This is a genomic window from [Lactobacillus] timonensis (assembly GCF_900240275.1).
Taxonomy (GTDB): domain Bacteria; phylum Bacillota; class Bacilli; order Lactobacillales; family Lactobacillaceae; genus Limosilactobacillus; species Limosilactobacillus timonensis.
The window spans coordinates 1,400,236-1,413,698 of the sequence record NZ_LT964761.1 but is presented as its reverse complement, the minus strand read 5'-3'; the positions used below and the strand labels follow the sequence as shown (position 1 = coordinate 1,413,698).

General features: G+C 47.6%; 11 protein-coding genes. 1 reads left to right on the top strand and 10 read right to left on the bottom strand.

Annotation, left to right across the window (positions count from 1 at the left end):
- Nucleotides 1-55 precede the first annotated feature (55 nt).
- The 5 genes from C1710_RS06855 to C1710_RS06835 form a co-directional block, all read right to left on the bottom strand.
- Nucleotides 56-889: an SDR family NAD(P)-dependent oxidoreductase gene (locus tag C1710_RS06855; RefSeq protein WP_102281320.1), complete on the bottom strand. Its 834-nt coding sequence runs from the start codon at nucleotides 887-889 to the stop codon at nucleotides 56-58.
- The gene (gene rnz / locus C1710_RS06850; RefSeq protein ID WP_102281319.1) at nucleotides 886-1,830 is read right to left on the bottom strand and encodes a ribonuclease Z; all 945 of its coding nucleotides are present in this window, start codon (nucleotides 1,828-1,830) and stop codon (nucleotides 886-888) included. The genes C1710_RS06855 and rnz overlap by 4 nt, the downstream gene beginning before the upstream one ends.
- A gap of 27 nt (nucleotides 1,831-1,857) precedes the next feature.
- Complete coding sequence (obgE, locus tag C1710_RS06845) at nucleotides 1,858-3,171, bottom strand: GTPase ObgE (protein ID WP_102281318.1); 1,314 nt, start codon at nucleotides 3,169-3,171, stop codon at nucleotides 1,858-1,860.
- A gap of 60 nt (nucleotides 3,172-3,231) precedes the next feature.
- Nucleotides 3,232-5,043, bottom strand: coding sequence for an excinuclease ABC subunit UvrC (uvrC, locus tag C1710_RS06840; protein ID WP_102281316.1), 1,812 nt, complete (start codon nucleotides 5,041-5,043; stop codon nucleotides 3,232-3,234).
- Nucleotides 5,044-5,162: 119 nt separating this feature from the next.
- Nucleotides 5,163-5,909: an amino acid ABC transporter ATP-binding protein gene (locus tag C1710_RS06835; protein WP_102281315.1), complete on the bottom strand. Its 747-nt coding sequence runs from the start codon at nucleotides 5,907-5,909 to the stop codon at nucleotides 5,163-5,165.
- 160 nt (nucleotides 5,910-6,069) lie between these two features.
- On the opposite strand from C1710_RS06835, the gene C1710_RS08460 reads away from it, so the two are divergent.
- Nucleotides 6,070-6,195, top strand: coding sequence for a hypothetical protein (locus C1710_RS08460; RefSeq protein ID WP_268874832.1), 126 nt, complete (start codon nucleotides 6,070-6,072; stop codon nucleotides 6,193-6,195).
- A 73-nt stretch (nucleotides 6,196-6,268) separates the two neighbouring features.
- Here C1710_RS08460 and yihA read toward each other — a convergent pair whose 3' ends face one another.
- The 5 genes from yihA to tuf form a co-directional block, all read right to left on the bottom strand.
- Entirely contained in the window at nucleotides 6,269-6,859 is a 591-nt protein-coding gene (yihA, locus tag C1710_RS06830; protein ID WP_102281313.1) for a ribosome biogenesis GTP-binding protein YihA/YsxC, read from the bottom strand.
- A 50-nt stretch (nucleotides 6,860-6,909) separates the two neighbouring features.
- On the bottom strand, nucleotides 6,910-8,142 hold the full coding sequence (gene clpX / locus C1710_RS06825) for an ATP-dependent Clp protease ATP-binding subunit ClpX (protein WP_102281807.1): 1,233 nt from the start codon (nucleotides 8,140-8,142) through the stop codon (nucleotides 6,910-6,912).
- A 159-nt stretch (nucleotides 8,143-8,301) separates the two neighbouring features.
- A complete protein-coding gene (tig, locus tag C1710_RS06820) occupies nucleotides 8,302-9,642 on the bottom strand; it encodes a trigger factor (RefSeq protein ID WP_102281312.1) in 1,341 nt (446 codons plus the stop codon).
- A 161-nt stretch (nucleotides 9,643-9,803) separates the two neighbouring features.
- The gene (locus tag C1710_RS06815) at nucleotides 9,804-12,068 is read right to left on the bottom strand and encodes an HAD-IC family P-type ATPase (RefSeq protein WP_102281311.1); all 2,265 of its coding nucleotides are present in this window, start codon (nucleotides 12,066-12,068) and stop codon (nucleotides 9,804-9,806) included.
- Between the two features lie 122 nt (nucleotides 12,069-12,190).
- Nucleotides 12,191-13,381 (bottom strand): elongation factor Tu, encoded by a 1,191-nt coding sequence (gene tuf / locus C1710_RS06810; RefSeq protein WP_102281310.1) that lies wholly within the window; start codon nucleotides 13,379-13,381, stop codon nucleotides 12,191-12,193.
- Nucleotides 13,382-13,463 lie beyond the last annotated feature (82 nt).

Here is a 13,463-nt window from a genome sequence, read left to right as displayed (position 1 = left end):
ACCAGCTAACCTGTTGCAGCCACTTTGTTTTTCATTAGCAGTAATAAACGGGAGATTACAGCAGTTCCTTATGCTGTTGAAAATTAAAGAACCGTTTAATCGCCCAGTCACCAAGTCCCGGGATAATCTGGTAAATCCAGCTGAGTGTTCCGGTGTAGCCAGGAACATTGATTTCCCGAGTCTTGTAACCGACATTATCCCAGACCGTCGATGCCAGCTTATCTGCTGAAATCATCATATTATCCGGCAGGTGTGACAGGTAATCACCGCTAGGGTCTGCTCTGTCAAAGAAAGCAGTGTCAACCGGCCCCGGGTTAACCGTTAAGACCTGCACACCATAATCGGCCACTTCCATCCGCAGGACATTACTGAATTGAATAACGCCCGCTTTCGTTGCCGAATAAGCTGCCGCATGGGGTGTTGGAATTTTTCCGGCTAAGGAACCAATATTAATGATTGCTCCGTAGCCCTGATCCATCATCTGCTTGGCAACACAACGACTCAAATACATGGTGGCCAGGAGATTAACGTTCACCATCCGGCTCATCATTGATAACGATTCTTTGACAGCCGCGGTCATATCACCCAACCCAGCAGCGTTGATCAAAACGTCAATGTCGCCAACCTCGTGTCTAATCTTGGTCAGAACCTGGTCAGTCTGGTCAGGATCAGTGACGTCTAGTTGGTAAGCAAACGACGGCCGGCCCGACAACACGAGACAGCGTCGCGACACCTGCTGTAAGAGGTCCAAGTTGCGAGCACAAACGACCACGATTGCTCCCCGGCGAGCAGCTTCCAGTGCTAAAGCCTTCCCAATTCCCTGGGAACCACCAGTAATCAAGACAACTTTATTTTTTAACTTTCGTAGTGATTTCATTCGACTCATCATTTTGTCTGCTCCTCTCCCACAAATGGGATCTTAACCACATCAAGGTCATTGACAACCCACGTCCGCGGGAAAACATCGCGTACCTGGTAAGCGAGCTGATAAGCGGCCTTGCCAACATAACGCGCTGAAATATGTGTCAACAATAATTTGCCAACTCCCGCCTTTTTGGCAATTTTGGCAGCCTGTTCCGAAGTTGAATGATAGTATTTTTTGGCCATGCGTGACTCGCTTTTATCAAATGTTGCCTCGTGAACGAGCACATCTGCATTGTGTGCCAGCTTAACCGTATTGTCTGTTGGCCGCGTGTCACCCATGATAGCAACAATTCGCCCTGGTTGGGCGGGACCTATATAGTGATGACCATCTAGTGTCCGCCCATCCGGAAGGGTGACCGTTTTCCCAGCTTTTAGCTGACCATAGATCGGACCAGAAGGAACATTATCAGCTCGCAGCTTGTCAACTAGTAGTTCTCCTTGGTGATCAGCTTCGACAATGCGGTACCCAAAACAGGCGATGTTATGGTCCAGCTTAGCAGCCGTTACCGTAAAAGTCTTGTCCTGGAAAATAATCCCGCCACGGGTGAGCTCAACAAAGTGCAATGAGTAAGCAAGTCGCGTCCCGCTCACTCGCAGAGCAGTCAAAACAAATTCCCTAATTCCTGCCGGGCCATAAATTGTTAACGGACCACTGCCCCCTTGAAAAGAGCGGGAAGACAGAAGTCCAGGTAAGCCGTAAATGTGGTCACCATGGAGGTGGGTAATAAAAATTTTCTCAATTTTCCGTGGACGGATTGTCGTTTTTAAGATCTGATGCTGGGTTGCTTCACCAACGTCAAACAGCCAAACCGCATTTCGTTCGTCCAGTAACTTCAGGGCCGTGCTGCTAACGTTCCGCAGTTTACTGGGTGAGCCCGCACCCGTTCCCAAAAATTCAAGTTCCATCTAATCGTCAGCCTTTCTGCTTCTCTACTATTGAACAAATTCAAAGGCAAAGTCGCCAATCTGAACCGTTTCTCCGTCCTTGATCCCACGCTTACGAAGTGCCGCATCAACACCCATTCGCCGCAGCTGGCGGGCAAAACGCAACTGGCTGTCCTGGTGGGTTAAGTCGGTCATCGCCAACAAGCGTTCTAATTTCTCTCCGCTGACCAACCAGGTTCCCGCACTATCACGGGTAATCTTAAAGTCCACAGCACGCTTCTGTTGTGGACGGTATTCTACTGTCTCTTCTTCCTGCTCGTCATGACTATTGGCATCAAATGACGGCGTCTTGTCCAGCAAGTCCGCTGCCGCCAGCATCAACTCACGTGTTCCCTGATGGGTCAAGGCGGAAATGGCCATCAGTTGGGGTGTCTCAGGCAAGGTTTCATCAGCCGCCAGTTGTTCCTTAAAGTGTGCAAAGTTATCAGCACTATTCGGCATATCCATCTTCGTTGCCACAACAATTTGTGGTCGCTTCAGCAATTCAGGATCGTATGAAGCTAACTCGTGGTTAATCACGTGGAAACGGGACAGGGCCTGCTCCGGATCTTCACTGCTCATATCAACCAGGTGCAGGAGCACACGAGTCCGTTCGATATGTCGGAGGAACTTCAATCCTAGACCAACACCCTTGGCTGCACCACTAATCAACCCTGGCATATCAGCCATGGCAAAGTCGCGGCCATCGTCAAGCATTACCATCCCCAAGTTTGGAACCAGGGTAGTAAACTCGTAAGCTGCCACTTTAGGCCGAGCACCAGTGACCACCGAGAGGAGTGTGGATTTACCAACAGATGGGAAGCCAACCAGTCCCACGTCAGCAAGCATTTTCAGCTCTAACTCCAGGTAAGAGTCTTCCCCAGGTTCACCATTCTCGGCAATTTCTGGCGCTGGGTTTTTCGGCGTTGCAAAGTGGATATTACCACGTCCACCACGTCCACCATGGGCAATAATTAACTCCTGGCCATCTTCAACCAGATCGCCAATGACCTGACCACTATCAAGGTCCTTAACAGTAGTCCCGGCAGGTACCGCAACAACCGTGTCTTGTGCTGATGCCCCCGTCTTTTGTTTACTACCACCGGCCATTCCGTTCGCTGCCTTAAAAATGCGGTGATAACGAAAATCCATCAGGGTTCGTAAACCGGGATCAACCTTTAAAATAATGCTACCGCCACGGCCACCATCACCGCCTGCGGGGCCCCCATTCGGGACGTATTTTTCGCGGCGGAAAGCAACCATTCCGTTGCCACCCCGACCGGCGTGGGCCTCAATCTTAATTTGATCGACAAAAGTATTCATCTATCTCGTTCCTTTTCCTTGATATTGCTAGTATATTCGATTGTTCGGTAACCGTCAAAATCAATCGTGACTACTTCCGCGGTTAACCTCCGCGTGTTTTTGCAGCGATACTTTAATCAATTGTGCAGTCTTTTGGGGGATCCCAAGCTGGTGGATTTGTTCAACTGGTGCATCGGCAATCGCGTTAATCGACCCAAAGTTCTTCAAGAGCTTATTACGCGTCTTTGAACCAACCCCTTGAATCTGATCCAACCTTGAACTTAGTGAGTGCTTGGTATGTGTCTTCCGGTGGAAGGTAATGGCAAAACGGTGCACTTCGTCTTGAATTCGCTGGACTAGGTAAAAGCCCTGACTGCGTGGGTTTAGGTGAACATGTTGGTCGCCACTGCCATATAACAAGTCCGCCGTCTTGTGCTTGTCATGTTTGACCATCCCCACTACCGGGATATCTAAGTCTAATTCGTTAACCAGCACGTCCTTGACCGCATCCATTTGAATTTCACCACCATCCATGAAAATCATGTCTGGCATTGGCTGCCCCTCTTTGAGCAGCCGTGAATACCGTCGGCGAATCACTTCCCGGGTGCTAGCAGCTTCATCTGCATGGTTGATAACTGTTTTCAACTTATACTTCCGGTAAAGCTTTTTGGCTGGCTTGCCGTCAACGAACACCACCATCGCGCTAACCGGGTCGGCTCCCTGGATATGAGAATGGTCAAATGCTTCAATCTTATGACCAGCTGGCAAGCCAAGCGCATCAGTGATCTCCTTCATTGCACCGGTAGTCTTTTCCGTATCTATCGCCATCAGCCGGAACTTATCATTTAGCGCCAATTCAGCATTTTCTCCAGCTAATTTCATCAACCGCCGTTTTTCACCACGTTGTGGAGTCCGGACAGGCACGCCCAAAATGTCACTGATTTCCTGGTTAGGCAGCCCCGCAGGCAAAAGGATTTCCTTAGGGAGGAGGTTGTTTTTTCGCTGATAGAACTGCAGGATAAAGCTGGTCATTTCTTCTTCAGCAGTGTCGACTACCGGGAAGAGTCTTTTTTCACGCTTCATTAACCGTGCTTGTCGGATAAAAAAGACCTGGATAGACAGCCATCCCTTGTCCAGGTAAAAGTTGATAATGTCACGCGGCGTCTTATCATTACTTATGATTTTCTGTTTTTCGACTGTCACGTCAATGTAGTGCAACTGGTCGCGAATCTCGGCTGCCCGCTCGTACTCCATTTGAGCAGAAGCCGTCTTCATCTTCGCTACCAGGTGTTTTTTAACTTCCCCCGTGTTGCCATTCAAAAACGACTTAATTCGTTCAATTTGCCGGTCATAAGTTTCTTTCGGCACATCCTGAAAACAAGCGCCAAGGCACTGACCAAGGTGATAGTAAAGACATGGTCGCCCCTGGTAACCATTACACCGGCGGAGAGGGTAGACCTTTTGGATAAAACTAACCGTCCCTTCAGCAGCCGTAACGTTTGGGTACGGGCCAAAATAATAGGCCCCATCATGTTCTACCTGGCCGGTGATTTTTATCTGCGGGTCTCGTTCATTAGTAATCTTGATGTACGGGTAACCCGTGGTATGCAGCAGTTTTATATTGTAATACGGTTGGTGTTCCTGGATAAGCGTAATCTCTAGCAGGAATGATTCCTTGTTCGAGTCAGTAACAATGATGTCAAAGTCATGAACCTGAGATACCATTGCCGCCACTTTACCCGTATGACTACTCTTAAAATAGGATCGTACCCGGTTTTTTAAGTTTTTTGCCTTGCCAACGTAGATAATCTTCCCGTTAATGTCTTTCATCATGTAACAGCCTGGCCGATCAGGCAGGAGAGCCAACTTTCGCTCAAGGTGTTCACTGACCATTAGATCTCCTCCTTCCCACAATAATTCAGTATAATATTCTATCTCATTTCAAGCAGCCAGGGCAAAGAAAAAGAAACACCAGTCCTGCAATAAAGACAAGTGTTTCTTGTTAGTTAACATTAAGCCTCTAAAATCTTTTTCATGAACTCCTGTGCCCGCTTGGTTTGCTGGTGGGCAAAAAATTCCTCAGGCGTTCCCGTTTCCTGAATATAGCCATCTGCCATGAACCAGATCTGGTCGGCAACGCTTTTGGCAAATCCCATTTCGTGCGTTACCACCACCATGGTCATCCCGTCGTTAGCCAGCTGCTGCATTACTTTCAGCACTTCCCCCACCATTTCGGGGTCCAACGCACTGGTTGGCTCGTCAAACAGCATTACTTCTGGTTTCATAGCCAGACTCCGAGCAATTGCCACCCGCTGTTGCTGACCACCTGACAGGCTCATCGGGTAAGCATTAGCTTTGTCCCCCATGCCAACCTGTTCCAGCAGTTTCTTGGCCTCGGCCTGTGCCTCTTCTTCTGAAATGTTTTTGACCTTCATTGGTGCTAGTTTGACGTTGTCAATAACCGTCATGTTAGGGAAGAGGTTGAAGCTTTGGAAAACCATTCCCATCTTGGCACGCATCTTTTGAACATCCGCTGCTCCCAGCTTTGTCAGATCGGTTCCTTCAAACAAAATTTTCCCACTCGTGGGTTTTTCCAACAGGTTGAGGCAACGCAAAAAAGTTGACTTCCCAGCCCCAGATGGTCCAATTACGCAAATCACCTGTCCCTTGTTAACCTTCTCACTGATATTTTCCAGAATAACGTTGTCCCCAAAGGCTTTCTTTAACTGTTGGATTTCAATCATAGTCTGTGCTGGCATTTGTGTTCCTCCCGCAATCTTTAATTAATAGCACTATTATAACCTACATGATTTATTATGCAACAGTTTGGCCTAATATTGTTTAATTATTCATCAAATTGAATAATTGCCTCGCTTTTTAATCCATGTTAGCATTAAGAAAAAAACGGAGGTGGCAAAGATGGGACTAGTAACTCGCCAGTCAAAAAAACTCGACGATTTATTTGCCAAACTGGCCAAGGAACCAGCAACCAAGCCGAAAAAGCCTGCTCAAGACGATAAAGAGGAGCAGGACAAGGAAGCCTAAGCGGGTGAACCAACACCAACGATAAAATAGCCGGCAGTGTTTCTGGAAGAAGCGCTGTCGGCTTTTATTGATCCTATTGAATTCCAGTTTGTTTGCTAATCCATTGCCAGGCTTGCTCACTACCCTGCTGCTTAACTGCGGAGAAGGTCAGCAAACTATCGCCATCCTGCAATTGGAGTTTTTTGATAATTGCTCGCTTCATCTTTGTCCGCTGGCTAGCCTTAACCTTATCAATCTTCGTCGCCACTACCAATGTCGGTAGTTGATAATAGTGAAGGTACTGGTACATCATAACATCATCCTCTGTCGGCTGGTGTCGAGCATCAACCAGCATGATGACTCCCCGTAGCTGTTCTCTGCTGGTAAGGTATTGTTCAATCATCTGTCCAAAGCGTTCACGTTCCTTCTTAGACACCTTGGCAAAACCGTACCCTGGAACGTCCACGAAAAACAGCCGGTTGTTAACATGATAAAAATTCAACGTTTGCGTCTTGCCGGGCTGGCTAGAAGTATGAGCAAAGTTGCGACGGTTAATTAAAACATTGGTCAGTGAGGACTTACCAACGTTTGAGCGTCCCACCAGAGCAATTTCTGGATCATTACCCTGGGGGTACTGGGCAGCTTCAACTGCGCTAATAGTTAATTCAACATGGTTTACTTGCATATCATTTCCTCCAAAAAACGGGGCAGTTATCGCTAGCTGCCCCGTTATTGCTATGAAACTTCGTCTTTCAGGATATAACGCGGCTCGGTGTGGTTAGTAACACAGCGCTTATCGATTTCTACCATCGCAACGTCTTGCCGACTTGGCAAGTCGAACATCACGTCACGCATGACATCTTCAATGATGGAACGCAGACCCCGAGCACCTGTGTTGCGCGCAATCGCCTGTTGAGCCATCGCGCGGAGTGCACCAGCAGTGAAGTGCAATTCACTCCCGTCAAGTTTAATTAACTGCTGATACTGCTTAACCAGGGCGTTTTTTGGCTCAGTCAAGATACGGATCAAGTCATCCTCATCAAGCTTTTGTAGAGCCGTTAAAACTGGCAGTCGGCCGATGAACTCAGGAATTAACCCAAATTTGAGCAGGTCTTCCGGAATAACGTGCTGCAGAATATTCTTCTCGGTGACCTTCACAGCATCCTTCGAGTCCGTACCGAAGCCGATTGTCTTGTCACCCAGACGCTCTTTGACAATACTTTCAATGCCGTCAAAGGCCCCGCCAACGATGAAGAGAATATTGGTGGTATCAACCTGGATAAATTGCTGTTGTGGATGTTTACGTCCGCCCTGCGGTGGAACGTTAGCCACTGTCCCTTCCAGAATTTTGAGGAGGGCTTGTTGAACCCCTTCACCAGAAACGTCCCGCGTAATAGAGACGTTTTCACTCTTCTTGGCAATCTTGTCAATTTCATCGATGTAAATAATCCCGTGTTCTGCCCGGTTAACATCAAAATCAGCCGCTTGCAAAAGCTTCAGGATAATATTTTCGACGTCTTCACCGACATAACCTGCTTCGGTTAGCGTGGTTGCGTCGGCAATGGCGAACGGTACATCAAGAATGTGTGCTAGTGACTGTGCCAAATATGTCTTCCCCGAACCGGTCGGCCCAATAATCGCAATATTGCTCTTCTGAAGCTCGGTATCGTTATTTTCTTTTTTGGCCATTGCTGTTACTCGCTTGTAGTGGTTATAAACCGCCACTGCCAAAGTCTTTTTGGCATCTTCCTGACCAATGACGTAGTCATCAAGTTGGTCAACGATTTCCTGCGGAGTTGGCACCTTCATATCCGCAACGGCTGGTGACTCCTGTTCCATTTCCGTGTCAATGATCCGCTTACAGAGGTCGACACACTCGTTACAAATGTATACGCCCGGGCCGGCGACAATCTTTTCGACTTCGTCTTCTGACTTGCCGCAGAAAGAACAGCGAATAACACCATTCATCCCGTTTCCATTGTCATTATCCAATCTGAATCGTCCTCCTGTAGTTAATTGTGTTCATATTTTAGCAGAAAGCCACTCAATTTTAAATTAATTGCTTTCGCCATAAAAAAAGCGGGCCTCTCAAGCGAGAGCCCTGCTTTACGAAACACAGTAACTTAATTACTTGTCACTGTCTTCCTTTTTGTCATCATCGTTGTCAGCAGCCTGCTTTGGTTCCAGAACCTGCTTTGCAGAATCAGCAACCAAGTCAACGGCCTTCTTGATTTCGATGTCGTGAGTCAGCATGTCGCGGCTCAGAACCTTCTTCACTTCATCAGCCTTCATCTGATATTGTTCTGCCAGGTCCTTGATTTCGTTTTCAATGTCTTCATCTGAAGCAGCCAGCTTAGCATCCTTAACGATGGCTTCCAGTACCAAGTTAGTCTTAACCCGGTGCTCAGCTTCGTCGGCAAACTGCTTGCGCAGGTCATCTTCGGTGCTGCCAGTAATCTGGAAGTACATCTTCGGGCTAATCCCTTGTTGCTGCATCCCAGCCAAGTATTGCTGTACCTGACGATTGGTGTCATCATCCATCATTGACTGCGGAATGTCACCAATTTCGGCGTTAGCAACTGCCTTGTCGATCGCTTCTTGTTCAACTTGTGAACGAACGGAATCATCACGCTGCTTTTGCAGTTGCTTCTTAGTCTTTTCCTTTAATTCATCGAGGGTGTCAACATCTTCGTCAACATCCTTAGCGAAGTCATCATCAAGGTCTGGCAACTGCTTTTCCTTAATTTCGTGAATGGTAACAGCAAAGTTAGCATCCTTACCAGCCAGTTCCTTAGCATGGTAGTCTTCTGGGAAAGTAACCTTTACGTCAACCTTGTCGTCAGCATTGTGTCCAACCAACTGGTCTTCAAAGCCAGGAATGAAGGAGTTGGAGCCCAATTCGAGGGAGTAGTTGTCGGCTGACCCGCCATCAAACTTCTTACCATCAACGGTACCAACGTAGTCAATAACGACGGTGTCACCCTTGGCTGCTGGCTTGTCTTCCTTCAGAACCAGCTCAGCTTGTTGCTGCCGCTTGTCTTCCAGTTCACTGTCAACTTCTGCGTCAGAAATCTCAGTGCTGTGCTTGGTAACTTCAAGACCCTTGTAGTCACCCAGCTTAACGTCAGGTTCGATGTTAACAGTAGCCGAAAGCTTCCACGGCTTGCCCTTTTCAAGGCTTTCAATGTTTAACTGTGGCTGGTCAACTGGCTTAATGCCGGCTTCCTTGACAGCTGCTTGGTAAGCTTCCGGAAGAACTTCATTCAATGCATCCTGGTACAGTGATTCTTCACCATACATCTGGTTAAAGATTTGGCGCGGTACGTGACCCTTCCGGAATCCTGGTACCGTAATCTTCTTCTTTGTTTCTTCAAAGGCCTTGTCGATACCCTTTTGAGCAGTTTCGACATCAATTTCAAACGTTAATTTACCGCGGCTCTTGTCGCCTTCGCGTTCCCATTTTGCCATGTTGTTTCCTCCAATATGAGTCATTTTAACGGTCGCCTGCAAAGGGATTTACAGACTTCCACATACTTTAATAGTCTACATTACTGGCAGCCTTATTTCAACCATTTGGGCGAAAACAAACAGCCGGGACGGTCGATTCCGCCCCGGCTAAGATAAAATTCCTACTTATTTTTCATGACTGGTTGGTAAATGAGGTCAATCACTACCGCGACGATTAGTGCAACAACAATCGTCAGTCCCAGGTTAACCAAGCTGATCTGCGTCATTGCCAAACCTAGCAAGGCCAGCACAAAAGTTAAGACAACGTCAATTATCTGAACAAGGCCGACCAATTGCGACGGCATGGACTGCCAGAAGTACTTCTTGGTCCTTGTGATAAGAACAATTAGCATTGCACTGAGCACCAGGTAAACGTAAACCATGGTTGAGACAGTTCCCTGACTCCACCCGTGCAACGTCAAGTAAGCGACGAAAGCAAAACCGGCAAGCGTCCAGCCAAAGGCCAGCGAAAAGGCAATTTTGGCCAGTTTTTTCATGTCCCAGCTTTCCGGTTTGTAGGTAATGTGAGTGTTGTCAGTCCCGATCATCATCGTTACCATGTTGTTCATAATGGTGTAAATAACCATCGCGTTCAAGGCCATTGGCAAGTAGTGAAAGCAAAGATATCCTGCCGTTAGAAGCATTGTTAACTCAGCAGTTCGCGATAGTTTAGTCAGCGACCAGGTGGTCATCCGTTGGTAAACCCGGTGCCCAGCATCAAGAATATGGATGATCGGCGTGAGCCCGTCATCTAACAAAACCATCTTTCCACTACGCTTGGCAACATCGGCTGCATTCGACATGGCAATCCCGACTTCCGCCTGCTTAAGCGCCGGGGCATCGTTGACACCGTCACCGGTCATTCCTACGATATATCCCTTTTTCTGAAAAAATTTTACCATTTGCAGTTTATCTTCTGGTAAAACATCCGCAATCCCAGCCAGTGATTCAACAGGTGTTTGGTCATCAAACGAAGAGTAAGAAATTACCTGCCCAACTAAGCCACCCTGTTTGGCTACTGCTGCAGCGGTTCGCTGGTTATCCCCCGTCAACATAACTGGACGGACTCCCCGCCGTTTCAGCTCGGCCAAGGCCTCTGCAGAATCATCGCGCACCATATCTTGGAGAATAAAAATTCCCGCAAGTCGGTCATCAATCAGTACTGCTACCGACCGGCCAGCAGTAAAGTCCACCTGGTTGGCAGCATCAACTGCTTGTTGGTCAATCTTTGACAACTGTTTAAAGGACCCGAGCTTGACATTATGCGTCCCGCTCGTTGCCATCGAGTAACCAGTATCGGAAGTAAACGGCGTAAACTGGTCCACCTTTGCTGACTTCACCTGTCGTTGCTTTAGATAATGCTCAATTGCCCGGTCAATGATCCCGGAATTTCGCCGATCAATGGCGGCCCCAATAAGTGCTAAGACTTCCTGTTCGTCTAGCTCACCAAAAGCGTTCCAGGAAGCAACTGCCGTCTCATTCTTAGTAATGGTCCCCGTTTTGTCTAACAGTAAAAGGTTCAGGTTAGCTGCGTCTTGGATGCCAGTCAAATCGGACGTCAAAATACCTTCCTTGCTGAGGCGAGTAGCCTCAAACGAGTTGGAAAGCGCAAACGTTGAGGGCATTGCCACCGGAATGGACGCGATAAACATCATCGCTAAAAACGGCAGCATCTCAATGACGTTATCGTGGTAAATGAAGGCCGCAATAACCACAATGAGTGTCAACACAGCGTCCAATAAACACAAGTAATAAATAATTCTCGTCAGCAACTGTTGAAGGTGCCCAGGTGCAGCAGACTTATTAATTAAGTTAATCGTTTTTCCGGACCGCGAATTACGCCCAGTTGCACTAACTTGTGCCAGTGCGTGTCCTTGCTCAACAGTGGTGCCGGAGTATGCAGTTGCCCCTTCCGTTTTGGCAATTGCCTTGGATTCACCAGTAATCGAGCTTTCGTCAAGAGTTAATTGACCGCTGATTAATTTGACATCAGCCGCTAATACGTCGCCCCGCTTGAGGCTAACAACGTCGCCAACCACAATATATTTAGAATTGACTGTTTGCCATTTTCCATCACGCTTAACTGAAACGTTTGGGGTCAATTCATGAGAAATATTGTTGAGCACCCGTCGTGACTTTTTCTTTTGCAGTGCCCCGTTGAATGCTGCAAACAACAACATCAGCAAGACAAAGAGCGACTGGATCCACTTTCCCAGGATGCACTCTAGTAATAAAGCCCCTTCCAAAATCCACGCTGAAAGGTTCCATAGTTTCCCAAGGAACTCCTTACCAAAATTAAATGGGGGCTCAGGAACTTCATTAGGACCATCAACCTTCAGCTGAGCTGCAGCTTGCTTGCTGGTGAGTCCCTTTACTTGCTCGTCCACACCTAACACCTCTTCAATTAATTAATAAAGTTAGTGTACCGCAAAAAAAGTGCAAAAAAAAGAAGCTCGGGAAATCCCGAGCTTCTATCCTTACTTGAAAGTAAGTTAAGTGAGTGACGCTATTAGTCCAGCACGTCAGAAACGACACCAGCACCAACAGTGTGGCCACCTTCACGAATAGTGAACTTCAGACCCTTTTCAAGGGCAACTGGCTTTTGCAGTTCAACAGTGAAGGTAACGTTGTCACCAGGCATAACCATTTCTACACCATCTGGCAATTCGATCGTACCAGTAACGTCAGTAGTGTGGAAGTAGAATTGTGGACGGTAGTTGGAGAAGAATGGCGTGTGACGGCCCCCTTCTTCCTTCGTCATGACATAAACTTCACCCTTGAACTTCTTGTGAGTCTTGATTGAACCTGGTTCAGCCAAAACTTGACCACGTTCAACTTGGTCGTGGTTAATACCACGAAGCAGAACACCAACGTTGTCCCCAGCTTCACCAAGGTCAAGAGTCTTGTGGAACATTTCCAGACCAGTTACGGTTGACTTCAGAACATCTTCAGTCAAACCAACGATTTCAACTTCGTCACCGATCTTAACAGTACCACGGTCGATACGACCAGAAGCAACAGTACCACGACCAGTGATAGTGAAGACGTCTTCGACAGGCATCATGAATGGCTTGTCAGTAGGACGCTTTGGAGTTGGGATGTAGTCGTCAACAACGTCCATCAGGTGCAGAACAACTTTTTCTTGTTCTGGGTCACCCTGAAGAGCCTTCAGAGCTGAACCACGGATAACTGGAACATCGTCACCAGGGAACCCGTATTCGGACAGCAGGTCACGAACTTCCATTTCAACCAAGTCAACCAGTTCGTCATCGTCAACCAGGTCGCACTTGTTCAGGAATACAACGATGTATTCAACACCAACCTGACGAGCAAGCAGAATGTGTTCACGTGTTTGTGGCATAGGACCGTCGTCAGCGGCAACAACCAGGATGGCACCATCCATTTGAGCGGCACCAGTGATCATGTTCTTAACGTAGTCGGCGTGGCCAGGAGCGTCCATGTGTGCGTAGTGGCGCTTCTCAGTTTCGTATTCAACGTGAGCAGTGTTGATAGTGATACCACGTTCCTTTTCTTCTGGAGCAGCATCGATATCTTCAAACTTTTCCTGCTTAGCCAGACCCTTGTCAGCCAGCACCTTAGTGATAGCTGCGGTCAGAGTAGTCTTACCGTGGTCAACGTGACCAATAGTCCCAATGTTTACATGGGGCTTAGTACGTTCATAATGTTCTTTTTCTGCCATTAATGAAACCCTCCTGAAAAATTACAAGTACATGCCAGACAGCGCATTACGCCAGCTGACACACCTTTAAAGAAATTGTACT